The sequence below is a fragment of the Roseivirga sp. genome (assembly GCF_049099775.1).
GTDB lineage: Bacteria > Bacteroidota > Bacteroidia > Cytophagales > Cyclobacteriaceae > Roseivirga.
The window spans coordinates 117,979-144,652 of record NZ_JAGDZM010000007.1 but is presented as its reverse complement, the minus strand read 5'-3'; the positions used below and the strand labels follow the sequence as shown (position 1 = coordinate 144,652).

The 26,674-nt window shown below is 36.4% G+C and carries 25 protein-coding genes; 9 read left to right on the top strand and 16 right to left on the bottom strand.

Going from position 1 to position 26,674, the window contains the following annotated elements; translation table 11 throughout:
- Positions 1–2: 2 nt before the first annotated feature.
- Positions 3–968 carry an AAA family ATPase gene (locus JXQ92_RS11645; protein ID WP_421986792.1) on the top strand — a complete coding sequence of 322 codons (966 nt, stop codon included), beginning with the start codon at positions 3–5 and terminating at the stop codon, positions 966–968.
- Here the strand turns inward: JXQ92_RS11645 and JXQ92_RS11640 are convergent.
- Both JXQ92_RS11640 and pheS read right to left on the bottom strand, forming a co-directional pair.
- Positions 965–1,819, bottom strand: coding sequence for a 3-hydroxyacyl-CoA dehydrogenase NAD-binding domain-containing protein (locus JXQ92_RS11640; protein ID WP_421986791.1), 855 nt, complete (start codon positions 1,817–1,819; stop codon positions 965–967). The genes JXQ92_RS11645 and JXQ92_RS11640 overlap by 4 nt on opposite strands.
- Positions 1,820–1,821: 2 nt before the next feature.
- Complete coding sequence (pheS, locus tag JXQ92_RS11635) at positions 1,822–2,841, bottom strand: phenylalanine--tRNA ligase subunit alpha (protein ID WP_421986790.1); 1,020 nt, start codon at positions 2,839–2,841, stop codon at positions 1,822–1,824.
- A gap of 77 nt (positions 2,842–2,918) precedes the next feature.
- Between pheS and galE the strand changes: the two genes are divergently transcribed.
- From galE to JXQ92_RS11615, 4 genes are all read left to right on the top strand, one after another.
- A complete protein-coding gene (galE, locus tag JXQ92_RS11630) occupies positions 2,919–3,959 on the top strand; it encodes a UDP-glucose 4-epimerase GalE (protein WP_421986789.1) in 1,041 nt (346 codons plus the stop codon).
- A gap of 80 nt (positions 3,960–4,039) precedes the next feature.
- Positions 4,040–5,365 (top strand): UDP-glucose dehydrogenase family protein, encoded by a 1,326-nt coding sequence (locus JXQ92_RS11625; protein ID WP_421986788.1) that lies wholly within the window; start codon positions 4,040–4,042, stop codon positions 5,363–5,365.
- On the top strand, positions 5,362–6,348 hold the full coding sequence (locus JXQ92_RS11620; protein ID WP_421986787.1) for a UDP-glucuronic acid decarboxylase family protein: 987 nt from the start codon (positions 5,362–5,364) through the stop codon (positions 6,346–6,348). The genes JXQ92_RS11625 and JXQ92_RS11620 overlap by 4 nt, the downstream gene beginning before the upstream one ends.
- 37 nt (positions 6,349–6,385) lie before the next feature.
- The gene (locus tag JXQ92_RS11615) at positions 6,386–7,795 is read left to right on the top strand and encodes a capsule assembly Wzi family protein (protein WP_421986786.1); all 1,410 of its coding nucleotides are present in this window, start codon (positions 6,386–6,388) and stop codon (positions 7,793–7,795) included.
- A 5-nt stretch (positions 7,796–7,800) separates the two neighbouring features.
- On the opposite strand, the gene JXQ92_RS11610 is transcribed toward JXQ92_RS11615, so the two are convergent.
- Positions 7,801–9,180: an exopolysaccharide biosynthesis polyprenyl glycosylphosphotransferase gene (locus JXQ92_RS11610; protein WP_421986785.1), complete on the bottom strand. Its 1,380-nt coding sequence runs from the start codon at positions 9,178–9,180 to the stop codon at positions 7,801–7,803.
- 82 nt (positions 9,181–9,262) lie between these two features.
- Positions 9,263–10,762, bottom strand: coding sequence for a capsule assembly Wzi family protein (locus JXQ92_RS11605; RefSeq protein WP_421986784.1), 1,500 nt, complete (start codon positions 10,760–10,762; stop codon positions 9,263–9,265).
- A gap of 236 nt (positions 10,763–10,998) precedes the next feature.
- Between JXQ92_RS11605 and JXQ92_RS11600 the strand changes: the two genes are divergently transcribed.
- Genes JXQ92_RS11600 through JXQ92_RS11590 form a run of 3 tightly spaced genes read left to right on the top strand, consistent with a single transcriptional unit; the run spans position 10,999 to position 14,017 of the window.
- Positions 10,999–11,664: a class I SAM-dependent methyltransferase gene (locus JXQ92_RS11600; RefSeq protein WP_421986783.1), complete on the top strand. Its 666-nt coding sequence runs from the start codon at positions 10,999–11,001 to the stop codon at positions 11,662–11,664.
- A complete protein-coding gene (locus JXQ92_RS11595; protein WP_421986782.1) occupies positions 11,661–12,338 on the top strand; it encodes a hypothetical protein in 678 nt (225 codons plus the stop codon). The genes JXQ92_RS11600 and JXQ92_RS11595 overlap by 4 nt, the downstream gene beginning before the upstream one ends.
- The gene (locus JXQ92_RS11590) at positions 12,338–14,017 is read left to right on the top strand and encodes a capsule assembly Wzi family protein (RefSeq protein ID WP_421986781.1); all 1,680 of its coding nucleotides are present in this window, start codon (positions 12,338–12,340) and stop codon (positions 14,015–14,017) included. The genes JXQ92_RS11595 and JXQ92_RS11590 overlap by 1 nt, the downstream gene beginning before the upstream one ends.
- Before the next feature lie 204 nt (positions 14,018–14,221).
- Here JXQ92_RS11590 and JXQ92_RS11585 read toward each other — a convergent pair whose 3' ends face one another.
- From JXQ92_RS11585 to JXQ92_RS11550, 8 genes are all read right to left on the bottom strand, one after another.
- Entirely contained in the window at positions 14,222–14,494 is a 273-nt protein-coding gene (locus tag JXQ92_RS11585) for a hypothetical protein (protein ID WP_421986780.1), read from the bottom strand.
- Positions 14,495–14,557: 63 nt separating this feature from the next.
- The gene (locus tag JXQ92_RS11580) at positions 14,558–14,776 is read right to left on the bottom strand and encodes a hypothetical protein (RefSeq protein ID WP_421986779.1); all 219 of its coding nucleotides are present in this window, start codon (positions 14,774–14,776) and stop codon (positions 14,558–14,560) included.
- 153 nt (positions 14,777–14,929) lie between these two features.
- Positions 14,930–15,763 carry a class I SAM-dependent methyltransferase gene (locus tag JXQ92_RS11575; RefSeq protein WP_421986778.1) on the bottom strand — a complete coding sequence of 278 codons (834 nt, stop codon included), beginning with the start codon at positions 15,761–15,763 and terminating at the stop codon, positions 14,930–14,932.
- Between the two features lie 18 nt (positions 15,764–15,781).
- Complete coding sequence (locus tag JXQ92_RS11570) at positions 15,782–16,549, bottom strand: WecB/TagA/CpsF family glycosyltransferase (RefSeq protein ID WP_421986777.1); 768 nt, start codon at positions 16,547–16,549, stop codon at positions 15,782–15,784.
- Positions 16,550–16,570: 21 nt separating this feature from the next.
- Positions 16,571–17,713, bottom strand: a complete 1,143-nt coding sequence (locus JXQ92_RS11565) for a glycosyltransferase family 4 protein (RefSeq protein ID WP_421986776.1) — start codon at positions 17,711–17,713, stop codon at positions 16,571–16,573.
- A gap of 1 nt (position 17,714) precedes the next feature.
- Positions 17,715–19,121, bottom strand: coding sequence for an O-antigen ligase family protein (locus JXQ92_RS11560; protein WP_421986775.1), 1,407 nt, complete (start codon positions 19,119–19,121; stop codon positions 17,715–17,717).
- Between the two features lie 16 nt (positions 19,122–19,137).
- Complete coding sequence (locus JXQ92_RS11555) at positions 19,138–20,292, bottom strand: glycosyltransferase family 4 protein (RefSeq protein ID WP_421986774.1); 1,155 nt, start codon at positions 20,290–20,292, stop codon at positions 19,138–19,140.
- A gap of 256 nt (positions 20,293–20,548) precedes the next feature.
- The gene (locus JXQ92_RS11550; protein ID WP_421986773.1) at positions 20,549–21,544 is read right to left on the bottom strand and encodes an NAD-dependent epimerase/dehydratase family protein; all 996 of its coding nucleotides are present in this window, start codon (positions 21,542–21,544) and stop codon (positions 20,549–20,551) included.
- A gap of 220 nt (positions 21,545–21,764) precedes the next feature.
- Between JXQ92_RS11550 and JXQ92_RS11545 the strand changes: the two genes are divergently transcribed.
- Positions 21,765–22,547, top strand: coding sequence for a class I SAM-dependent methyltransferase (locus JXQ92_RS11545; RefSeq protein ID WP_421986772.1), 783 nt, complete (start codon positions 21,765–21,767; stop codon positions 22,545–22,547).
- On the opposite strand, the gene JXQ92_RS11540 is transcribed toward JXQ92_RS11545, so the two are convergent.
- From JXQ92_RS11540 to JXQ92_RS11525, 4 genes are read right to left on the bottom strand one after another with little or no spacing between them, the layout of a single operon-like run.
- Entirely contained in the window at positions 22,539–23,816 is a 1,278-nt protein-coding gene (locus tag JXQ92_RS11540; protein ID WP_421986771.1) for an oligosaccharide flippase family protein, read from the bottom strand. The genes JXQ92_RS11545 and JXQ92_RS11540 overlap by 9 nt on opposite strands.
- A gap of 6 nt (positions 23,817–23,822) precedes the next feature.
- Positions 23,823–24,611, bottom strand: coding sequence for a 2OG-Fe(II) oxygenase (locus tag JXQ92_RS11535; RefSeq protein WP_421986770.1), 789 nt, complete (start codon positions 24,609–24,611; stop codon positions 23,823–23,825).
- Positions 24,611–25,570 carry a glycosyltransferase family 2 protein gene (locus tag JXQ92_RS11530; RefSeq protein WP_421986769.1) on the bottom strand — a complete coding sequence of 320 codons (960 nt, stop codon included), beginning with the start codon at positions 25,568–25,570 and terminating at the stop codon, positions 24,611–24,613. The genes JXQ92_RS11535 and JXQ92_RS11530 overlap by 1 nt, the downstream gene beginning before the upstream one ends.
- 30 nt (positions 25,571–25,600) lie before the next feature.
- A complete protein-coding gene (locus tag JXQ92_RS11525) occupies positions 25,601–26,674 on the bottom strand; it encodes an exopolysaccharide biosynthesis protein (RefSeq protein WP_421986768.1) in 1,074 nt (357 codons plus the stop codon).

The following is a 26,674-nucleotide window of genomic DNA, read 5'->3' as shown; positions in this document are numbered from 1 at the left end:
TAATGAGTGACTCTACATCCGATGTCGCATTAGCCGACAAATTCTTTGAAGATTTCAAAAAGCTAAAAAACGAAGTTTCCAAAGTGATTATTGGTCAAGACGAGGTAGTCAACCTCTTGTTGACATCTATCTTTTGTCAAGGGCATAGCCTCCTTGTCGGAGTCCCAGGTCTAGCTAAAACTTTACTTATTCAAACCATTTCTCAAGCCCTTGACTTGAGCTTTAAAAGAATTCAGTTTACTCCAGATTTAATGCCTTCCGACATATTAGGGGCAGAAACTATCGATAAAGACAGAAATTTCAAGTTTATCAAAGGTCCAATTTTCGCGAATATCATTTTGGCAGATGAGATCAATAGAACTCCTCCAAAAACACAGGCCGCACTTCTAGAATCAATGCAAGAATACACTGTTACAGTAGCCGGTCAGCACTTCGATCTTGATCGCCCATTCTTTGTATTAGCAACACAGAACCCAATAGAACAAGAAGGAACCTATCCGCTTCCTGAAGCACAATTAGATAGATTTCTTTTCAATATAACATTGACATATCCATCATTTCAATCTGAAGTCGATATTGTTAAAAACACGACTTCTGATGTTAAAAATGAAGTTTCACATGTGCTTAGCGCTCAAAACGTGATTGATTATCAAAAGCTGGTGAGAAGGGTTCCTGTAGCGGATAACGTTGTAGAGTATGCGGTTGGATTAGTACACAAAACAAGGATTGTTAGCGAATCTGCTCCGGAAATCACTAAAGAATATGTAGAATGGGGAGCCGGCCCAAGAGCTTCTCAAAGCCTTGTGATCGCCGCTAAGTGTCATGCACTAATAAACGGTAAATATTCTCCAGATATTGAAGATGTTCAGGCAGTCGCTAAACCTATATTAAGGCACAGAATTGTAAGAAACTTCAAAGCTGAAGCTGAAGGTATTACAATAGATAAATTGATCGAAAAGCTACTTTAGTCGTAAGTATAAAACCCTTTTTTACTTTTCCTTCCATGATGTCCTGCATCAACTTTTTGTTGTTGTATTCTAGATGGTCTGAATTTTGAATCTTGATGAAAAGCATTAAACATTGATTCAGTCACTGAATAATTAGTATCCACGCCAATTAAGTCCATTAGGCGAAAAGGGCCCATTCTGAAACCAGAACTCTCAATCAGTCGGTCAATTCCTTCTACATCACATACGCCCTCTTCCAAAACTTTCAACCCTTCTACATAGAAGTGCCTAGCTACTCTATTTACTATAAATCCGGGAGCATCGGCTGCCATTACTGGCACTTTACTCAGTTTATTTGCCAATTCATAAACCGTATTTGCAACTTCTTTACTAGTTGCAGCGCCAGAAATAACCTCTACTAACTTCATAATATGAGCAGGATTGAAAAAATGCATCCCTACAAAGCGCTCAGGATTGTTTAAACCAGCCCCAATTCGAGTAATAGGTATTGAAGATGTATTTGTAGCAAGAATAGTCTTTTCTGAGTTAAGCTCTTCAAGCCTTTTAAATAGGCTTCTTTTAACATCCAGATTTTCAACAATAGCTTCAATTACGATATCAGCTACCAAAGATTTATCGTCATCAGAATATGTAATCCTATTTAACGTATCTGCTTTTTGTTCTTTAGTTAGTTTTCCTCGTTCAATTCCTTTTGAAAGGTTAGATGCTATAATTTGCTCTGCTTTTTGCAAAGCTGATTCCTCTAAATCATAGAGCACAACATTATAACCTGCAAAAGCACTTATTTGAGCTATACCCTGGCCCATTGTTCCGGCCCCGACAACAGCTACAGAGGAAATTTCGTCAAGCATGATCATAAGGAGTTAAACTGTTTTAGAAAACGCACATCATTTTCAGTAAATAGCCTAAGGTCTTTGACACCATATCTAAGCATTGTTATCCTTTCTATACCCATTCCAAAAGCAAAACCTGAGTAAACCGACGAATCTATATTACAGTTTTCAAGGACATTTGGATCGACCATTCCAGCACCACCAATTTCTACCCATCCTGTATACTTACAGATATTGCAGCCTTCGCCATGGCAAATCTGACAAGAAATATCTATTTCAGCACTCGGCTCTGTAAATGGAAAATAAGATGGTCTAAACCTGATTTGAGTTTTCTTGCTAAACATTTCTTTGGCGAAATGAAACAAAGTCTGTTTGAGGTCAGAAAAAGAAACATCCTTATCCACATATAAACCCTCCATCTGATGAAATACACAGTGTGCCCTCGCCGAGATGGCTTCATTCCTAAATACTCGTCCAGGTGATAGTGTGCGAATAGGCGGTTCTTCGTTTTCTAAAACTCTAATTTGCACACTAGATGTATGTGTTCTTAAAGCAATATCTGGATTCTTTTCAATGAAAAATGTATCCTGCATTTCTCTTGCCGGATGATTTTCCGGAAAGTTAAGTGCTGTAAAATTATGCCAATCATCCTCTATCTCGGGCCCAGAAGAAACATTGAATCCAATTCTTTCAAAAATTTGAATAAAACGTTGTCTAGTGGCCGTTAGTGGATGAATAGATCCAAAAGAAGATTTTGCTGCCGGAAGTGTAAGATCATCATAAGACTCTTCATTACTATCTCCAGAATTCAATGACTCAATAAGCTCTTGAAACTTATTCTGAGCCAAGTTCTTAAGTTCATTTACTTTCTGACCAAAAGTCTTCTTTTCATCATTGGGTACATTTCTCATTTGCGCAAACAAATCGCCAATGATATTTTTTCTACCAATAAACCTTAATCTGTACGCTTCCAGGTCGTCTGAAGTAGCCACCTTGAAAGAACTTATCTCATCTGAAATAGACTTAAACTGATCAGCCATAAATAACTCTCTTATTATGCAACAAAAATAACAGTACTAAGGGATTAAATCAGACTATAACTCTATTTTTGAATCGTATGAAAAATATTCTCGTAACAGGCGGCGCTGGGTATATAGGATCCCACGTCGTGGTAAAACTTCACGAACACGGATATAACCCAATTATCATCGATGACTTTTCCAATTCTCAACACTCAGTAATTCAAGGGATTAAAAATATTACTGGTAAGGATTTCAAAGTTTACGAAGGTGACATCTTAGATCAAAGTCTTTTGAAGAAGATATTTGGCAATCATAAAATTGAAGGTATTATTCATTTTGCGGCGAAGAAAGCAGTTGGTGAATCGGTTGAAAAACCACTCTATTACTACAAAAATAATGTTTCAGGTTTAGTTTCATTACTTGAAGTAGTGAAAGAATTCAATGTAAAGAATTTAATCTTTTCTTCCTCTTGTACCGTTTATGGACAACCAGATAAATTACCTGTGACAGAAGAGACACCTAAAAAACCTGCCAATTCACCGTATGGTAATACAAAACAGATTGGTGAAGAAATTATTGAGGATACTATAAACTCAGGAACAACCTTGAAAGCCATCGCTTTAAGGTATTTTAACCCTATTGGAGCTCATCCTTCTTCAGAAATTGGAGAATTACCGTTAGGAACGCCGAATAACCTAGTTCCTTTTATTACACAAACTGCCGCTGGCCTTAGAGATTCATTAACAGTATTTGGAGATAATTATGACACTCCTGATGGAACCTGCATTAGGGATTACATTCATGTTATGGATCTAGCCGATGCTCATGTACGCTGTATAGAATACTTGGAGGTGGAGAATAGTGATCAGCATTTCGATGTTCTAAACATTGGCACAGGTAGAGGAAATACTGTTTTAGAAGTTATAAACGCTTTCGAATCAGTAAGCGGGCTAAAACTTAACTTCAAAATTGGTGATAGACGTGCTGGAGATGTAGAGCAAATTTTTGCGCAGGTCGATAAATCAAGGCAAATACTAAAATGGGAAACTCAGCACTCTTTGACAGAAGCTATGAGAGACTCCTGGAAATGGCAGCAAAAGCTCTCGAACAAGTCATCGTCAGATTCTGTCAGTTAACGAATGAATGTTAACTTTGGTCGATCAATAATTAATAAGAAATCGCACAAGATACATTTGTATCAAATATTATTATTATTATGAAAATCACAATAGTTGGAACCGGATATGTTGGCCTTGTTACAGGAACATGCTTTTCTGAAGTTGGAATTGATGTTACCTGTGTAGATATCGACCAAAAAAAGATCGATAACCTGAAAGAAGGTATCATGCCCATTTATGAACCTGGATTAGAAACTATGGTTCTAAGAAACGTCGAAAAAGGAAGATTACATTTTTCAACGAGTTTACAAGAGAGTATAATAGCTTCTGAAGCTGTTTTCATTGCGGTAGGAACTCCTCCCGGTGAAGATGGCAGTGCTGATTTAAAATATGTACTGGCCGTTGCTGATGAAGTGGGTCAACACATGAATGATTATATAGTTGTTGTTACAAAAAGCACCGTACCCGTTGGAACAGCTCAAAAAGTTAAAAATACTGTCGCTAAAGCTCTTGAAAACAGAAATTCGAAATTGCAATTTGATGTTGCCTCAAATCCAGAATTCTTAAAGGAAGGAGCTGCAATTCAAGATTTTCTTAAGCCTGATAGAATAGTGGTAGGGGTAGAAACTGACAGAGCTCAATCTATAATGGAGAAATTATATAAACCTTTTCTTCTTAATGGACACCCAACAATTTTTATGGACGTTCCTTCTGCAGAAATGACCAAGTATGCAGCCAACTCAATGTTAGCGACTAAAATCAGTTTTATGAATGACATTGCTAACTTATGTGAGATCATGGGAGCTGATGTCAATATGGTTAGACGAGGGATTGGAAGCGATTCAAGAATAGGAACAAAATTCATCTACCCAGGAGTAGGTTATGGAGGATCTTGCTTTCCAAAGGATGTAAAAGCACTTATAAAAACAGCTGAGGAAAATGGATACCCAATGCGGGTTCTACAATCCGTTGAGGATGTTAATGAACACCAAAAATCAGTCCTAGTAAATAAAGTAAAAAAACACTTCGGTAATGACCTGAGCGGCATGACTTTCGCAGTGTGGGGCCTTTCCTTCAAACCTAAAACGGATGATATGAGGGAAGCACCTTCAATCGTAATTATTAATCAGCTAATCGCATTAGGAGCAGAAGTGAAAGCCTTTGATCCAGTTGCTATGGAAGAAGCTGAGAGAGATTTGAAAGATACTGTTACTTATTGCAAGGATGAATACGAAGCATTGGTCGATGCTGACGCACTCCTTTTAGTTACCGAATGGCCGGAATTTAGAGTGCCCAATTTCAGTGTGGTAAGTAAATTATTAAAGAATAAGGTGATCTTCGATGGACGTAACATTTATGACCCAGTCGAAGTAAAGGATTTAGGTTATGCTTATTATGGTATCGGTTTAAGTCAGGAACAATGAAAAAGAGAATACTTATAACTGGTGCTGCTGGATTCTTAGGGTCTCACCTCTCCGATCGCTTTATAAAAGAGGGTTTTCATGTCATCGGAATGGATAACCTAATTACAGGTAGCCTAGATAACATTGAGCACTTGATGCCGCTTGAGAATTTCGAGTTCCATCACCATGATGTTTCCTCTTTCGTACATGTGGCCGGAAAACTAGATTACATCCTTCATTTTGCATCTCCTGCGAGCCCGATAGATTATTTAAAAATCCCTATTCAGACATTAAAAGTAGGTTCGTTAGGCACACACAACTTACTGGGCTTAGCGAGAGCTAAAAAGGCTAGAATGCTTATTGCATCTACCTCCGAAGTCTATGGAGACCCTTTAGTACACCCTCAGGTAGAGGAATACTATGGAAATGTTAATCCTGTTGGGCCTAGAGGTGTTTATGATGAAGCCAAACGATTTCAGGAAGCCATAACTATGGCTTATCACACCTATCACAACCTTGAAACTAGAATAGTAAGAATATTCAATACATATGGGCCGAGAATGAGACTTAATGATGGGCGCGTTTTGCCAGCTTTCATTGGTCAGGCACTTAGAGGTGAAGATCTAAGCATATTTGGAGATGGCAGCCAGACTAGATCCTTTTGTTATGTAGATGATCAAGTTGAAGGAATATTTCGATTACTAATGTCAGATTACCCATACCCAGTTAATATCGGTAACCCTGATGAAATCACAATATCTCAATTTGCGAATGAAATAATCAAGTTAACAGGAACTCAGCAAAAGGTTATTTATAAAGATCTACCTAAAGATGATCCAATGCAAAGACAACCCAACATATCTAAAGCAAAAGAGATTTTAGACTGGTCACCGAAAGTAGATCGATCTGAAGGTTTAAAAATTACCTACGATTATTTCAAATCTCTTCCCAAAGTAAACCTGCACAAAACGGAACATAAAAACTTTTCTTCTTTTATTAAGTAGCCTACAACCTTTTTAACGTTAAGGTAGTCTAATGCATATGGTCAAGTTTAGGCTTATTATAATATTGATTATTGGGTATTCAAGTACTTATGCCCAAGAAGGCGCGAATGACAGTATTAAATCTGTTAGTCACAGCCTAAACGTTGAAAGTGGGGCACTTATAAGTGTAAGAAGCGAACTCCCTTTTTGGGTTAAAGGAAATAATTCAAACAGGTTTACAGATGAATTTGCTAATTCTCTTTATCAAATTTATTCATACAATGGAAACACCAAAATTATTGAAGGTTTAAGAGCTCAGTGGAATATTGAAACCATTTTTGGTGTCCGCGAAACAATTAACGGAAGCATAATTCAGGCAAATGGAGGCATTCAAACAAGGTTTCTTTCGTTAAACATAGGACTTACCGAGGAAGAGTTTGGCTTAAATGACAGTACGCTCTCTATTGGAAATCTAGTTTATGGTAATAATGCTCGTCCTATCCCAAAAATATCTTTATCTACAAATGGGTGGAAAAAGCCTCCGCTCTTAGGCAGGGTAGTATCTTTTAGAGGATATTTGGCTCATGGGCAGTTCGAGAATAACAGATACCAGAGTAACGCCTATCTCCATCAGAAGTATTTCTACCTTAGATTCTCAACTATTTCACAGAGGCTAAGCCTCATTGGTGGACTCAACCACAATGCACAATGGGGAGGTAACAACCTCTTAAACGAAACATCTCAGCCAACTGGCTTTATAAATTATGCCCGAATTTTTGTAGGCTCTTCTGGAGGAGCAGACGCACTGTTAACCGACCAAATAAATGCCTTGGGAAATCATCTTGGGAGTTATGATCTAAGAGGCTCCATGAAATTCAAACATTTCACTTTAAGCAATTATTGGCAATTTCTATGGGAAGATAAGTCGGGACTTACACCTTTTAACTGGCGTGATGGACTAATGGGTATCTCATTGGATCTGAATAATTCTGAGCTGATAAATAAGTTAGTGTTTGAAATTGTGAGAACTAACAATCAAAACGCACAGAAAACTGCTGACGATGGAACACCAATTTTTGAACCAGACAATTTTTTGAATAACGGTGTTTATAAATCTGGGTGGTCATTTCAAAACGTAGTCATTGGAAACCCTATATTCTTAATCTTAAATCCGGAAAGCCAATCTATTTCAAGGATTAAAAATAGCATCAATGCGTTAAATATTGGTGTAGAAGGTAGGGTCAAAGGACTACACTATAAAATTAAATACACAGATTTCAAAAATAAGGGCACAAAGTACGAAATAATTACACCTACACTTAGAATGAAATCAGTGGATATAGACATTAACTATCAAATAGATGGCTATTCCAGAATTAGCGGAAGAATGAATTATCAAAATGCCAATTTTGACGGAGGGAATAATTTAGCCTTTCAGATAAGTTACTCAAAGTCATTTAATTTTTAAAGACATCAATACGCCTTCTCCTGACCTTTAACTACCCCATAAAAAGTCCTGAGGATTATACTCAAATCTAACCAGAAAGACCAATTTTGTAAGTAAAACCTATCCAATTTCACCCGCGAATTCATCTGATAGAATTCGTTGATCTCGCCTCTGTACCCCATTGCTTGGGCAAGACCTGTAACACCTGGTTTATATTCATGCCGCTTAGCAAATTTTTCGACTTTACCACGATAAGTCTCATTTAACGAAATAGGATGAGGGCGGGGACCAACTATTGACATTTCTCCAAGGAATACATTCAAAAATTGAGGAAACTCATCAAGGGATGTTCTTCGTAAAAAAGCACCGAACTTCGTTACCCGTGGATCATTTTTTGAAGCCCAATGTGTATCCGCTTGATCGTTCATCTTCATGGTACGAAACTTCAAACAATAAAACCAACTTCCATCCTTTCCTTCTCTTTTCTGTCTAAAGAAAACTGGCCCTTTACTTTCAAGACTGATTATCAAACCAAAAATCGGGTACATCCAAGAAAGGAAACCAAAGATCATGACTAAAGAAAAAATAAAATCAAATGATCTTTTGAAAACTTTATTGGCAACATTATCTAAGGGAAGGTTATTGATATCAATAATTGGGATACTTTCATACCTTCGAAGAACAAAAGTCTTCAGTAAGTCAGTCTTTATTTCAGGTAAGAGCTTAATTTTTTTTGCGTACCGATCCGCATAAGAAATCACTTCATCTCTAATCTGCCTATTTAGATTCGCGCTTATATAAATGAAATCAATAGATGAGATATCTAGGGAATACAAATCCTTTAAATTACCATTAAGTGGGTATTTAGAGGATTTAGTTTCGTCACTAATGCTATAAATACCACTGCACCTTAAACCATAATGTGGTTTACGCTGAATAAGGTCATACAGGTTAAAACCGAGTTGATCATATCCAACAATCACAGCGTTCCTTATATTGCCTCCAAAAGTTCTATATCTGTCTAATACCAGATGTACGAATACCCTGTAAATGGTAAGCCACACAAATAGCAACAGTATCAAAGTAGTAGAAAAATGTCTATTAATTGGATCCCGTGATGTGAACAACCATAATAGAGAAACCACAGAAACGAAGATGAACACGCTGGTAAATGCTTTCTTGAATGTATTGTAATAACTTACTGCCCTTCCAATCTTAAAGTCCTTCCTTAGGTAAGAAAGGGCTGGCCACGTTACCATATAAATGAAGAACGCATTATTAAATGATGGGGGTATTATCAGGTTTCCAAAAGCAATATAAAGGGAGATAAGGAATAATAGCGCAATTACAATTAGCTCACCCGTGATGAAAAGTGGGGGGAAATATTTATTAAAACGTTTTCTCAATTTGGGTTAAAATAAATTCGAATCACTCACGCTGATTTTTTAAAATTAGAGAAAATGAATCACAGCGCAACCATTAATAGTTTTAATCTTTGGTAAAATTATATGTTACTGAGAATTCAGAGCCAAACGCATTATACAAGTCTCCGAAATCGTACGCTATCCTAAGCTCCAAAAAAATTGGCATCTTTCGAAAGGTTTGATCATAACGGAACTTTAATTGAGTATAGACCTGATCTCTACCAGGACGAAAAACATACTCGAAATCATCATTTGTGATTGGACCATTCCAATTAAACCTGCCCTCATAAAGGGCAGTATATGTACCGAAGTTATTCGTATATGTAAATAATCCATGGTAGCTTAACACATTACTAAAACGTCCTTTTAGGCCTATATTTACCGCTCGAATCCTATTATTAACAATCGATCTTGCATAATCAGGAAACTCACCGAAAAAATTTCTCGCCCTATTGAAAGTTAGAAACAGCGGGTTTCCGATAACTCTATTTTTATATGTCCAACCATCTCTATAAAGCCAATTATTATACATATCATCCCTTCCGCCAAAAGAATAACCAAAGTTATCATCTTGTGAAACAACATCTCCAATCGGGTCAGGCACACCAGGGCCTCCTTGCCATTTGGTTTGCATATACTCGATGTAAACCTTATTTAATACCGAAGATTCCCTAGACAATTCCCACTCTAATCCAAAAAGATAATCGGTAAGACTGACATATTGTAGACCGCCTTGATCTTCAAAAGGCTTTTGATAATTAATTGTCAATTTATGCCCACCTATTTCTTGCGTTACAGTTGTTTCTATTATACCTAAATGATTACCAAGACCATTGCTTTCTCCCTCAGTGGTCCCATCTGGATTGGGTATACCAGAACCAGCAAAAACTCTTAAATAATCACTGAAAGAACTTGGTTGAATTCCATGTACGGGTGAATTCCCACCAAATTGAGCAAAATGGATTACTCCTGATGACGCGGACCATCCAATTTCTTTTGATAAGTCTAGCTTTAAGTAAAAAGACTTAGAATGAAGTTGAGCATTAGCAACATGTCGCTCATCTTCGAACCAGCCGTGACTCAAGTGCCCTTTAATTTTAAAAAAACCTGCTGTGAACGGTACATCTATAAACTCATTTATAGACAAACCTATTTGCGGTATGGGTAGAGCATTTTGGCTCATTCCTAGTGAGCCAATTGAAAGGTCATTCTCCAAACCTCCGACAGTTCGTTTATACCTTCCAATAATCAATTCAAGTTCATACCCAGAAAGACTGAAGTAATGAGTAGAAAGCACATCATTTCTGAATGAAAACTCAGTAGAAAAATCTATTGTTTTACTTAAAGGACTTTGATAACTCAGTTTACCAGAGACAAAAAAGCGCTGATTTTCGCTTACTTCTCCCCATCTATTGTTTACTAGATAATGAGGAAGAAAGCCGGCATTACTGCTTAATATAGAACCCACTGACACCGAGACATTCAAAGAATCATTTATTTGCGCCTTGAGCAAGTTTCCATTCATTAATAGGATAAAGGTTATCCAAAGGGTTCCTCTGACCATCCGAGTATTTAGGAGCATTGCTGAAAAAGAGTAACTCATCATGGATAGGTTCTTCACAAATGACTGGTCATTAAATTTTCAATTTAACGTAAATACGCAGGCTATCGCATTCAAAAAGCATTCGTATTAATAATTAAATAGTATTTTAGTCCGAATTCGGAAATTAGCTATTTTTACAAGCTTAAACTTAACTTCTGAATAATGATCATAACTTATATTCTCAGCTAAAGATAATCATGAAAAGTCAGTTCTTAAGGCTTTCAGAAAACAAAGGAAGTCTTGGAGATTTTTTTCGCGCAAAACGATTTAAATTCTTTGAGCAATGCATTAGAGGTTTACCCAAACCCGTAAAAATTTTAGATGTTGGCGGGAAAGAATCATTTTGGACTAATAGAGGGTATGATGACCAAAAAAACATACAAATCACCCTAGTGAATCTTGAGAAAGAATTAGTACAATCTTCTAATATGATTTCACTCGCCGGAGATGCCACAGATCTTTCATCTTTTAAGAATAATGAATTTGATGTAGTATTTAGCAATTCGGTAATCGAACACCTTTATACCCTAGAGAGTCAAAGAAAAATGGCTCAGGAATGTTCTAGAGTTGGTCATTTTTACTTCATTCAAACACCGAATAAGCATTTTTTCTTGGAACCTCATTTCCGCTTTCCATTTTTCAATAAACTCCCACATTCAATAGCCTATTTTATTTTAACAAAAACAAAGCTTAGTCTCGGACAAAAGTGGAAACCAGAAAATGCACAGATAACTATGGATGAAATTAGATTACTATCAAAAAACGAATTTAAGGGCCTTTTTAAACACTCTGAAATTTACATTGAGTGGTTTTTGATTTTTCGAAAATCGTTTACTTTGCACAATTTTAATATTGAGAAATGAAGCACAAGCTATTAGTCATACTCGTTTTAGCCATAATGGCTAGTTGTGCAGAACCCGAATTCGATAGAGAAATATTTGTATACTTCAATGATTTTGAAACAGGCGATTATACTGGTATTGACAGTGTCTACATATCAGAATTTGACGATAGCAAAGTGATGGGTAATTTCAATAACTCCGGCTTTAGTTTAAAATTGAATGACTTACCGGATCATGACTATATCAAATTAACTTTTAATTTATACATTCATGATTCGTGGGAAGGAAATTCCAATGATTCTGGTAGTGGAGAATTAGACCATGATGCATGGATTTTAGAGTTCGACCCTGATAAAAAGATTAGCCCAGCCGAAAAGATATACTTTGAGACAACTTTTTCAAATGGGCTTTGTATTCCAGGCTGGTGTTTTAATCAATCATACCCAAATGAATTTCCATTTAATCAAGAAGCAAGAGCACTAGCTTTATCAAGAAATATGCAAGGTTGGTGCTTATGGCAAACTTCTCCCATAGGTACATCCGTCTATCGGATAGAAAAAGTCTTTCCGCATACACGATCGTCTACAGTTTTGGCTTTTTACGACCGTCTAAAAACAGATGATTCTTTTGATCCAATTTGTGACGAAAGCTGGTCTTTGGATAACCTGAGTATATCTATTTTAACTACCAAATAATGAGACGCTTTTTAATAATTATCTGCCTAATATCGGTTTATAATTTCACTATTTCACAAACCCTGCCGATTGGATCACCAGTTGTAGAAGACTACTTGAGAAGACAGCAGCTCTTAGGTCGTTTCGACTCAGCATTCTCATTTAATTATCGCCCGATAAACCTCACTAAAAATGGTATTAGAGTAGATAGTTCGGTTTTTAATGACTCAGATTACTTTGGTCAAGCTATTAGTTTATTTAAAGGTAAAGGCGTGCTAAAAACATTACCCATTGAGTTTAAGCTAGCATATGATCATAAGCACCCTGATAGTAGGAACGATGGAGCAATGATAAGGTCAAGAGGTCTTCAGACTTATTTAAGCGCTGGGGTTTACTTTGAGACGGGCCCACTGTCAATCCAATTGAGACCGGAATTTATTTGGGCCGAAAATAAGGACTATCAAGGATTCCCTCTTTGGCCTAGGCACTGGGAAAGCACTTGGCAAACTCGTTATATTTGGTTTAACAGAAGTGATCTACCAGAACGTTATGGAACATCTGCATATACTCAGATTACCCCGGGCCAATCAAGTATAAGACTCAATCAATGGGGTTTGTCTTTAGGAATATCAACAGAAAATATATGGTGGGGTCCAGCAAGAAGGAATAGTATTATGATGAGTGGCAATGCTCAAGGGTTCCCGCATATTACCCTTAATACTCAACGACCAATAGACACAGTTATTGGACAATTTGAGGGACAAGTAGTTACTGGTAGGTTAGAAGGATCTGGATTTAGACCCCCAGCTGCCGACCAAATATTACGCGGAAGAATTCAGTATGTCCCCAAGCCGGATGATTGGCGATACTTTCAGGCCATGACATTTAGCTATTCACCAAAATGGATCAAAGGCTTATCTCTTGGCTTCACAAGATGGGTGCAACAGTATAGTGAAGTCGCCAAAAATTCTAACGACTATTTCCCTGCATTCTCAAACCTATTCAGAAAAAATGATAATAATGTAACCCGAACCGAGATAGACAGAGACCAGGCCGCAGGACTTTTCGGAAGGTGGATATGGTTTGATTCCCAGGCAGAGTTCTATTTTGAATTTGCTAAAAACGATGCAGCAGCAAATTTACGAGATCTCTTAGTAGACACCGATCATTCAAGGGCATTGACTGTAGGCGTAAGTAAATTATTTCCGACTGATAAAAAGGATGTTTATTGGCAATTCAACTTTGAGTGGAATCAAATGTCTCAAACGGAAAGTAGAATTTTACGGAATTCTTTGAGTTGGTATATTCATAGTAGAGTTCGACATGGTTATACAAACAATGGAGAAGTCCTTGGCTCAGCTCTCGGACCTGGTGGGAATGCTCAATACCTCGAAGTTGCCTGGGTAAAAGGGTTCGAAAGAATAGGAGGTGCTTTGGAACGTTATGTTCATAATAACGACTTTAACAACTCAGCCTTCCCGAATGATTTTACTCGTTACTGGGTAGATTACAGCATTAATGGATTCTGGGAAAAACGGATAAACAGAATGATTTTAAGCGCCTCACTTTTTTATACTCATTCCTTAAATCATCAATGGGAAGTTAAATTTGACCCTAATGACCCTACGGCGTTTCCAGATACCCCAGGAGTAGATCGAAGTAATTGGAATTTAGACCTTAAACTTTCCTATAGCTTTTAATTATAGAATGAACAATTCATAAATCCATCCTTTTGACCCAGCTTTGATGGATTTCTTGAAATGTCTCGATTAAAGACTTTGTTATACACCAACTGGGATAATGTATTTGCATTTTACTCAAGTCAGAAATATAACAAATATGATCTCCCGACCTATTTTGATCACTATACGTGTACTTCATAGTCTTACCAAAAACTTCCTCTATTAATTTAAAAGCTTCCAATATCGAAATCGAGTTTTGTCTCCCTCCACGTAAACGGCAAATAGGCATTCCAAAATATCTTCCATATTCTTGGACCATAACATCAGCTGAAACCTTAGAGGCACCAAAAATGGAGTGCTTTGATTGATCAATAGAAAACCTTTGGATATACCATTATAATCAGACTCATCAGCATAGTCCCATCTAAACTCCTTTTCAATAAGGTTTAATGAATTTGGCCCGTCTGCATAGACTTTGTTAGTGGAAATATGCACAAAATGGCACTTCTATCGTATATCGCCTTAGAGCTTCCAAAAGGTTTAATGTACCAACGGCGTTTATATGAAAATCATCGAAAGGGTGCTAAGCAGCAAGTCATGGCTTGGTTGAGCCGCCGCATGAACAACTGCATCTGTCTGAATTCTAGAAATCAAGTGAATTACCTTATCCCGGTTTCTTATATCTATGGAAGTGTCTTTATAATTTGGATAGGTTTGAGCCAGTCTCTTTATGTTCCAGGTAGTATCACCACCCGATCCAAAAAAATCTTTACACATGTTATTATCTATCCCATGAACTATCCAACCTTTTTCGGAAAAAACTTACAACTTCACTTCCTATTAATCCACCTGAGCCGGTTACAATTATTTTTTTCATGCTTTAAACGAGACCGCTGATTTTCTTCTGTTTTTATTTTGATAGACGTTGATTCAATGATACTTAGGAGGCTTCATTTTTAATCCCATCACCTTCTCAATTCTAATAATCGCTTCAATATTTGGTGCCAACCAATTAATTCGCGTCCCAACCTTGAGCAAGGTTGACCAAATAACACCTCTAATTCCATTGTCCTTTGTAACCTTCTGATATTCGAAAAAATCAATGCTCAATTTAAAATCATCCGAAATAAGACTGAAATACTGTTTAATCTCCTTTCTCGAATATTCTTTCCAATGGTGTCCATAGGTAACATAATTCAGGATTTCAGGTATTTGAAGGCCAATTCCTTTTAAAAGAAGTAAGTTTTTACAAGACCTCAATAGGTTTGGCAAGGCCAGTGAATTCGGAGTAGTTAGATAAATTGAGCCATTCGATTTTGTTATACGATATATGCTGTTCCAAAAATGTACTGGATTGAATGTGATATGTTCAAATATTTCTGTGAAGACAATAAGGTCAAATTCGTCATTGACAGCTCCCATAGATTTAAATGTCTCTAAATTATTCTCAATTACAGGTTCAAGGTCAAATTGCTCAGCTCTAGACTTTACGAAACTAATATCCCAAAAAATCTGTATATCCATCGATGAGACGTCATAGCCAAGTTTTTTTAAAATAATAGATGAGTGTAAAAAGTGACTGCCAATATCTAAAACTTTAGAGCCTAATGGAATTCTGCTTAAAACTGATTTAGCCATTCTAAAAAAGCGTACTTCATGAAAATTAAAGTAATCGAGATCACTCTTATTTCCCGAATTCAAGACTTCCTCTTTAAGTTCTGTAATAACGCTCAGTATTTTCTTCGAATCTTTATTAGAGGACATAAATTTGGCAATGAATGGTTAGAAAGGACGCCTTAAAAAGTAGCGAAACTTCAGAAATCTAAAGATAAACATAGAATTGGTGACAAGGTATCTATTAGCTAGTCTTTTAGGTTCTTGAGTAAGTCGGTAAAACCACTCGAGACCATTCAGTTGCATCCATGCTGGTGCTTGTTTGATGTTTCCCGCATGAAAGTCAAAAGCCGCTCCAACGGCCATCATTACCGCATTAACTTTGTCTTTATGATTAGCCACCCAAAATTCTTGCCTTGGACAACCCCGACCAACTAAGACAATATTAGCACCACTTTCATTAATCTTTTGTACATCTGATTGATCTTCTTCTTCGGTCGCCTCACGAAAACGATCCTCATGAACCCCACAGACATGCACGTTTTTATATTGAGTATTGATGAATAACCTGAAGCTTTTTAGAGTATCTTTCGTACTTCCATATAGGTATACTTTCAGGCCATTTTTATCTGCTTTCTCAAGAACATGCAATGTCAATTCTGGGCCATATACTCTTTCCTTCATTCCCAACTTATAGAAACTATTTAAGGCCCATCTTACGGGCTGACCATCAGGAACTATTAAATCTATTTTATCGATTAAAGATTTAAGATCGGGGTTTTTAACAGACTCCATTAAGCCATGGACGGCTAGCGCAGAAACACCAAAACTATTTCTTTTTTCGGCATTCTCAATTATAATATCAGATGCACTTTCATAATCGACATCTGCGTACTTTGGAACAAAAAGCTGATATGTAGAATAGTTGAGACTCACTTCGGATGTGCCTAAAGTTAGCTATGATTTTAGGGCTTGTTTAACAACTTCGTGAAATTTGTGTGCAAATATTTCTTGAGTAAATTCTTGAGACCTAATTGTACCTTTTTCGATCAGATCTTTTCTAAGGTCAGGGTTCGATAGCCTTTTCATTTGATGAAAAAGATCATCGCTTTTCTTAGAATCAAAAACTAAAGCCGACCCTCCTGAAACTTCAACTAGAGCTCTTTGATCAGATATAATTACGGGTATTTCAGATCTCATTGCCTCAATTACTGGAATCCCAAAGCCTTCTTCTTTTGAGGGGAAGACATATGCGAAGGCATTCTTATAAATACTTCCTAGTATACCATTATCAACGAACCCTGGCATGATGACTCGTCCTTGTATATTTAGATTTTCTATCTGTTTCTTGAGATTATTGAAGTCATCGTGAAACCACCCAACAGCTCTTGAACCAGCTAATAATAGATAAAAGTCTTTATAGTAATCTTCCTCTATTAGCTTATTAAATGCGTCAACCAAGACACTAAGATTTTTTCTTTCTTCAAATATGCCTACATGTAAAAAGTACCGTGCTTTGTGAGGTAATCCGATTTTCGCAAAATCAAACGATTCGTGCTTTATTTCAAGTTTTTTCGGTGCTTGATAAGCAACATGCATTTTACTTCTCTCAAAGCCCAATGCTTCAACTTTCTCCTTTATATAGTCGCTTGTAACTATGATCTCAGTTTGTTTTTCAATTCCTAAATGAACAGATTTTAGAAAATACCACCTCCAAATTGGATTGTATTTCCCTTTTAAATCCCAATAGAACGTATCGTGAATGACTGTCACACTCTTGGCACCAAACTTGAAAAAAGGGAGTAAATAATCCGTTGTAACAACTAGATCAGCTCTTTTTAACAGTATAAGAAGTGGTAGGTAAACTTGCTTCCATACAAAGTATAATAAGTGGTTAGTGACTTTCTTAATGCCATTTACCTTACCTCTTAAAAAACCAGTCTCATTTATCTTCCTCCAATTGGGACAGATCATATATTCAACATCATCGTCGGCAATGTTCTCTAAACCTTCACACAACTGAGTGGTATAAGTCCTAATCCCAGTTAGAGCTTGAATGAGGTGAAACGAGTCCACTATTACACGAGTCTTTCTTTTCATACTAAACTCCTGTTACTCGCAACTTTGAGGTTTTAATTTTAGTTGCCTGATACTGTGTTTCGGCATAACCGATAAGCCACCAAGAAACTAAGCACACATATATATACACTTCAGCGTTTGCTGTAAATAGCGGCAAAATTAACCCAAACTTGACTGAGGCGGCCACAAATGGTACAATGGACTCTTCTCGACTAGTGGCTCGACGAAATGCCTTCCATGAATTTCGGATACCCAATGACAGTATCCCTATGTAGAGCAACATCCCTATAACTCCCATTTGAACACCGTAAACTAAAAATTGATTTTCACCTCCAACAATTAAGTCTTTCTCAACGCCTCCAGCATTTCCACTCATAGCCAGACCTATTCCCATAGGGTTAGCAATAATACTCTGTACAGCATTCAACCAATCTACAATATGTGTCAAGCTAGATGAATTCTGAAAAGTAAGTGTATCAATGATGAAAAATAGCACCTCATCTGAAGCAAACAGTATGATGTAAACTACAAATACCACGAAACCGACAAAAGCAGCAATTAAAATTTGATAATACTTCATCAAAAAAGCTATAAAGCCGAGCATAAAGAAGAAAGCGACAAAGGAAGCTCTTGAATAAGCAAATAAGACAGCAATAAAAGAGCAAGCTAATATCAATATGTATTTGTACTTGTTTGGTTTATGTGGAACTGAGATCAAGTAGATCAGACTGGCTGCACAAGGAATGAGCATCGATGCAGAAAGTTCGAGAGGATTGGCAAAAAAAGAAGCGTACCTAGGATTTCCTCCTTCAGCCTCAAAGGTCCAAGTCAAGCCATAAATTCCAGTTGGTTCTTCACCTTTAATGTCAAGATTATATTTGGCATACCCTGCAATGGTATGAAAATGTGTCCCTAAAAATTTTTCAAATGTCACGAGAATAGAAGCCAAGACTGTGACGAAAAAGATTATTTGAAATAATCGATTCCAGTCTTTGAAATTCATTTTTACATTCCTTCCGAAAAAATAGAATGCTGCTATCAAAGCTATGTTCTTCACATAAATTGCTCTGTTGGTCATTGTAGCTTCACCAATACCTGCTAAAAAGAAAAGTGTCGTTAAAAGCAGGAATGCAATTAGTAACCAGTCCAAAACTGAAATTTGCCAATATCGCTTCACAAAGCTTTTCGAACCGAAAAACCAGATGCCAAAAGCCGAAAAGATGATAACTTCTTTAGAGTATTGAATTATTCTAGAAATTAACTTGGAGTCTATCTGTTCATAAGTAAATGACAAGAACAAGGCGTAAATGGGAAAGAGAATAATAGCAAAAAACAAGACTTCTTTCATGTCGCCTTTTACCACTGCCTTCATTGTATAAATGTAAAGAGCAGCGTAAGCTATTAATAAGAAAATTGCTATTACTATCACCTTCTATTAGATCTAACTACGCATTGAGTTTCAACAAGCCATTGTACACTTTCATTAAATTTTTATAGCCTTTTTCGATGGAATATTTTCTTCTAAAATCCTCGAAAGCATTTTGTCCTAATGTTCGTGCCAATTCTGGGAATCTTTGGAGTTCCGCTACAACTTGAACCAAAGTCTCACTGTCGTCATATTTGAGCCCATTGTACCCGTCAATAATCATTGAACTCATAGCACCGGTATCTCTACTTACTACCAATTTCTTGTGTGAAAAGGCTTCTAATATTACGATTGGCATACCTTCATAATAAATCGAAGGGAATATAACTGCTTTACATCGCTGCATATACTCTAATACAACCAACCTTTCTTGCTCTCCAAGGTACTTCACATTATTTAACCCGTCAAACACGGTGACATCGTCAGATTTACCAATTACTACAAAATTTGAAGACGTACTCGATTGAAACAAAGTTAAAAGGTCTTGAAGCCCTTTTGAATCATGTACTCGACCTACAAATAAGAAGAAATCCTCTCTCAATATTTCAGTATTTGGCTCTGAAATAAAGTTCGGTTTCACCACTGCTTTATCTTTAGGTATTCCATTACCAGAAAGAATTTTTTTCTTCTGGAATTCCGTTAGGCAGATATATTGGTCAATTAGGTGATGCCAAGTCCCTTTACTTCTATGGTGCTGAATCACATTCGCCTGAACTGCCGTGGCTAAATATGAATTTCTATAACACTTGTATTTTATCGAGTTGTAAAGGCTTTTATTAAGGCACTTTTCACAGACCTTACCCTCCGTAAAAAGCAAACTATTCGTACATATTAATTTGTAGTTATGCAAAGTCTTAACAACTGGCAGATTATTAGACTTACAAACTTTATATACGACGGGCGTTATGAGTGGAAAAGTATTATGAACATGACAGATATCGGGTTTTTCATCTCTGATCAATGACGTCAACTCAGCCGCAATGATATTTGAAGATTTTAATTTTGTATACGCTTTTAGCCGTTCGAATTTAGAGTAACTCTCAAAATCTGAGTTGTTTTTGATAAACTGAATGACTCTATGACCGTTTTGCTCCAGAACTTGACGCTCTTCCTCAACAACAGCCTCCTCTCCTGTTTTGCCTATATATGTGTTATGTACCTGAAGAATCTTCATCCTTAGATTTGGTCAATTACTGCGCATTCCATGCGGTCTAATTAGGGCAAAATAGACGATAAAATCGACAATACTAAAACATTTGAGTCTAGGATCTGAGATGATAAAAAAACAAGGCTAATTAGACTCTTGTGACACCTAAATGTATAATGACTTAGAAGTACTTAATAGTACTCTTCTTATCAATCCATTTATCTATGATAACAGATTACGTTTATGGCTAAAAAAGTATTAGATAAACCAATACTTAAATATTTTAAATCTTCCAATAGCCATAAAGCCCCTTGCTCAACTCTAACTCGTTCCCGGCAATACTAGACCTAGGAGGTTGCGATTTAGCCCAAATCCACATCTTAGTCAAGCCTTCTTTCAAATTAGTATTGTCCTCAAAGTTTAATATGTCCATAGACTTTTGGGAGGTAACAAAGGCCTCCTTTACTTCGTGTCGCTCTTCAAGATAAACGATACTACCGCCATTCATTACCTCTAACAATACTCCTGCCGCGTGATTAATTGTATTTGAAACGTTTGAACCTAGGTTGATTATTTCTTTTGAAGCTTCTTTTAAAGTAGCTGCATTCCACAAGCTTGGTAAAATATCATCAACAAAACTAAATGCCCTTATCTGAAGGCCATCACCGAATATAGAAAGCGGTTTTTGTTCAATGTGCTGACGCATCCAAATACCGAGCACATTTCTGTATGGATCCCAAATGTTCTGTTTAGCTCCATACAAGTTATGTGGTCTAATTATGCACCAATCAAGTCCATGCTGTATTCCAGCAATCCTTATATCCATTTCAGACGCAAATTTCGCAACCCCATAAGGATCAATTGGGTTTGGAACATCTTCTTCATTAAAAGGACTACGACTGTTACCGTATACTGCCATTGAACTGCTGAACACAAGACGTCCAACTTTTGATTTTATACATTCATTAACAATACTCGCGGTAGAAATTAAATTGTTATTATAATTGAATTTTCTAATAAACGGTGACAGGCCTTCAGCAGCATAAGCAGCAAAATGAAAAACTATTTGTGGTGAATGAACTCGAAAAATATCCGAAATACTGTCGTCATTACAATCTACTTGATAGAATGTGATTCGCTCGTCTATATTTTCCTTATAACCACCACTTAAGTTATCGATACCTATTACTTCAATTCTTGGAATGTATTCCAAAATCCAATCGGCCATTCTACTACCTAAAAAACCGGCAATACCAGTGATTAACACACTCCTTATCATTTGATTTATACAGTTTTCATAATGTAGACTACTTATACCTTAGTCCTCAAGTATGCAAATCTAATTGAAAAAGAGGCCTTTGCAGTTTGATCTTTCATTCTTAACGAAATCTCTGAAAAACATATTAAATAAAGACACTTGATCAAAGTATTAAAGTATTTTAGGCTTCAACTTCAAAAGACCGGAAGGCATACTTCACTAAGGATATAGAAATTTCTCGATGACAACAGAATCACTAATAAAGAGTACCTCAGACCTTGAAAAGTACTTTAATAACAATAGTAAAAGGCTTATTCATAAGTGGAAACATTATTTTGACATTTATGACAGGCATTTTAATAAGTATAGGGATAAAGAACTCGTCATATTAGAAATAGGTGTTTTTCACGGGGGTAGTTTACAGATGTGGAAAGACTACTTTGGAGATAAAGTCAAAATATACGGAATTGATATTAACCCGAGGTGTAAGTCTTTAGAAGAAGATGGAATAGAGATTTTGATTGGCTCACAATCAGATAGAGACTTTTTAAGAAGTATCAAAAAAAGTGTTCCTCGCCCCGACATTTTAATAGACGATGGAGGCCATACAATGAAGCAGCAAATAACAACCTATGAAGAATTATTCGATTTTGTGAAGGACGATGGAGTATACTTGTGCGAGGATGTACATACTTCTTATCAGGTAGCGCTTGGGGGAGGATTTAAACGAAAAGGAACATTTGTAGAGTATAGTAAAAACTTTATTGATTGGTTGAATGCCTACCACTCAGAACAAAGGGGGTTAAAAGTCTCAAGCTTCACTAAATCTGTTAACTCAATTCACTATTATGATAGCATCGTCATTGTCGAAAAGGCAGTAAGGCAAAAACCAATTGATCTCAAATCAGGAGAAGCTTCTTTTGACAACGATGGTTTTGATGAAAATACTTACCAAGTGTTTAAAAGAAAGGTTAGAACTATTATTAATCTGGTACTACGTTTTTTTAGACTTCCTTCATTTTAAGTGTTTTTTGGACAATCGCTGGTTCAATGTCCTTTTTAACATAACCCTATGGATAATGAAATTTAGAAATTCAGAAATTACTGCAGCAACGGCCAACCCGTAACCTCCAAATAATACACAACCAAAAGTTGAAATAATAATCATTGAGAAAGTGGAAAGCCAAATTGCTCTAGACAACACACTCTTCTCCTCCATTACAATAATTCTGATCGTATTGTTTAAGTTAAGCGTAGCTAAAAATGGTAAAAAAGATAGTATTTGAAGGACTCTTGCGCTAAATGGTATATATTCTTGAGACAATATATATATCAACCATGGAGCTCCGATAGCAAAAACAAGTCCTATTGCGAATGTTATATATAACCCGTTTCTGATCGTTTTCTTTAGATAGGCCTCCAGTTCCTTTTCGTCATTATCATACAAGCGTGAAGCATTCTGCAGAATTGATTGGGCAATAAAGGCAGGTATTGATCTGAGGAGTATGGCAACCCTGTGGGCAAGTGAGTAACGTCCTAATTCAATGTCTGAAACAAAATTACCTAATAGTATAAAGCCACCATTGACCATAACATATGCCGCAAACGTGTACGAAAAAAATTGAAAATTTTCCTTTATTCTTTGCCATACTCTCTTAACCGTTACTAAATAAAAACTAAGTTTATTCAGTACGTATATCCGTACCAATAAAAAAGAATTGGTTGTTAACATTATTGACCCTAGTAAAAAGTTAACCCAGCGTGTATCCTCCGGAGATTTCACCACAATCCATAACCCTAAAAGGTAAGCCACTTTTGTAATGAAATTACTTAACGCTATTGGATAAAGTCTGTCTAAACCTTGTAAAATAAACATTGGAAAGACTGCCTCTGCTAAGAGTATTATTGAGGAAAAAACAAGAATTGATTTATAACCTTGAAAAAGATTTAAGAAAGTAACTGCTACAAAAAGAGCTACTATAGAAACCAATGATAGTAACAGTCTCGTTATAATTACCTCATTAATTAGTCTCGACTGCTCCGCAGGGTTATTTACTAATAGTGCTAGCCTTTTGGGACCATTGATATTAAAACCATAACCAACCAACATACTGGACAACAACACAATAGTCAACGCCAAGTTAACTAGGCCATAATTACCCTCACCAAGTCTCGTGTAAAGTAAAGGAGTGGCGATAACTGCTACTATAACATTGATTCCTTGATTAAGAGAAAGGTTAATAAAGTTGCGAACTGAGGCAGCTTTAGAAATTGATCTAATCAAGTCCTTCACGACATGCTATGTTTTATAAGTATCCAATGACTTACGTAAATCTGCTCTTTTCTTTATTAGTTCTAAAACCCCTTCATCGTTCATCTGATCTTCTGTTGGGGCATAAAGGGCGCGCGATCTCGTCGGAGCTGTAGATGACGGCTGTGCTAAATAATAAACTGCAATAGAGTTTCTCGTTTGGCCTTTCGGCGAATCAACTTCTCTTGTAATACCATGCCATGAGTCACAAGTCGTGTCAAACAAAACCGCTCTATTAAACAATACTGAGGTCTCTTGACATAAATCTCTTGGACTAGTTGCCTGCTCATTATTGGACCAAAAACCTAGGTGTCCTCCCCACGTCTCTTCCCACGATTCTGAAAGATAAATAATAAGGTTCAACTTTCTTTGAAGGCCTAGTTTTGGATGAATACTATAATCTAGATGAGGGTTAAGTTTACCACCACTTTCATGTAAGTGCCACCCTCCCCCATGCAACCCATGATCTGGAAATAGCTGAATTCCAACTAATTCACTTAAGACATTTACAACTTTGGATGAATTTAAGAACTGCAAGAATCTATAGGTGCTCGAAGGATAAGCATTCCAATCATTCAATGCCATTTTATGTTCTAGCGCGTTATTATATACGAATAATCGTTTGTCATCTTTCTTTGGAAAATCAGAAGCTAACTCTTTTGCAAGATCAGCATCTATAAAATCATCAAGGACCAGAAATGGAAAAGGATCAGCCGAAAGAAAAGAACCTTTACTATTAGCGATCCTATTCAAGTCAATAGGTGTGTATTTATCCATTATTTATACAGATCAATATAGTGCTTATGGTTTAGTAGTTCAGGATTCAAAGGTTTACTAATACCATGATAAAACCCATGTATACAAGCCTTGAATTTTCGAGGTCTCATTCTTACCGCAAAATAAACCACATAACTAACGATTTTCAGTAATTGAAAGATAAAGCCACTGAGTTTATAAAAATAATTTTTTTGTAGTCTTAATAGAATCAAATGATTCCTGTTGACTAGATAGTGGAAATAAGGTTTAATTACCCCTTCTTTATTTTTGTCATCGCCCCTAGCCGCAGCTAAAACAGCATGATAAATAATAGACTTAGGACAATACTTTAAATTGTAACCAGCCTTCCGAATTCTTAAGGATAATTCGACATCATCGTAGCAGCCATAAAAGAAAAGGTCACTCAACATACCAACTTCCTTAATAACTTCAGTTTTAACCAAAAGCGCACAACAGGTAATCCAATCAACGTGTTTTTCTGTATTGAATTCAAGAGAATCCTCCTTATTATTTCCCAAAGATTGAGAGTATGTCAATGCTGGAAAATATTTTCCTCCAGCATGCCAGATCAATGATCTATCATGATTATAATAAATCTTAGGCTGTACCGCAGCGACCATAGGGTCTTGATGTATAGAATCGACTAGTTCCGAAAGAAAATCGGGATCTACCAAAGTGTCATTATTCAACAGAAGAACATATTCATTGTCTTTTTCAAGGGCATATTCAATCCCAACATTATTACCTCCTGTAAAGCCTAAATTCTCTCCATTTTTAATGTAAGTAACATTGGGGTGAGTCAATTCCAATTCTTTCAGCGAATCATCCGAAGAAGCATTGTCGACAACAACTATTTCAACATTATCATAGTTAATCTGATCCAGCGAAACCAAACAGTCATTGGTATAATTAAATGAGTTCCAATTAAGTAATACTATTGCAACACTAGGCCTATTCATCTTGTTGAATACTTTAAGCAGACGTATTTTTCAGGGTATATCTTTGGTAATGGAATAATAGATTCTCTTTGTAGAAACAAAAATTACGGATAAAAAACCACCTACTAATAGCCCTATAATAAGTGCTTTATACCATTTCATTTTATCATCTTCCAATGGTAAAACTGGTGAATCAATAGTCTGTATTAATGGTTGATTATTTCTGTGAGCAATCTTCGCAATTTCGAGATTTTTAACCACCTCCTGATATACAGTTCCTGATGCCTGCACATCTATTTGCAGCTTTTGCATAGGTACTCTAGCACTAAGACTCAAGGGATTTAAGTTTGGGTTCTCTTCTTGAAAATTTGCTAGCAACATTAAACTATTATCAAGAACTTTTTTAACGCTGTCAGCCTGAATTCCAAGAATCTTCAAGTTCTCTCCTGTCTTTTTTGTTCTTGTCTCTTTGTAGAAGCGATTCACATGTTCTACTAGGATTTCATTAAAGTCCTTTGAAAAAAGTGCATCTTTAGATCGATAAGAAACATTCAATATACTCAGCTTTCTATTTGGTTTACCAACAGATAAATGGTTTTCTAAAATTAGCTCAGTTACCTCTTTAAGAATACTATCGTGCTTTACGACCATTTGATTGTTTGCTATTTCAAAATCAACATCCTCTTCTAACCAATCATTTAACTGTTTTGACTCCCTACCAAAACGTGTTATCAGACGTTCACCGTTACTTCCATCTGACCTAGTAAGTAAAGTTTTCTTAAGCATTCTATAAGACCTATAAAGCTCAATTATATTATCTAATTGAAATAGACTGCTGCTCTCCGTAAGGGCACCGACATTCACTCCAGCCAGACTAGCCAAAGATGAAAGTTGACCACCTATACCACTACCATTATCTGTTTCTAAAACAAAACTCGTCTCCGCCGTGTAAACAGTTGGTTTTAAGCTTTTATAGGCAAGGAAAACTGCACCCGAAAGCATACTGCCAAGGAGTACTATTTTCCATGATAATAGCAAGCCTAAAACCCATTGACGAACATTTATAATTACAGATGCCAGGTTCAACTTTTCCTCGTTAATCATATGATTGTCTTGCACTGACAT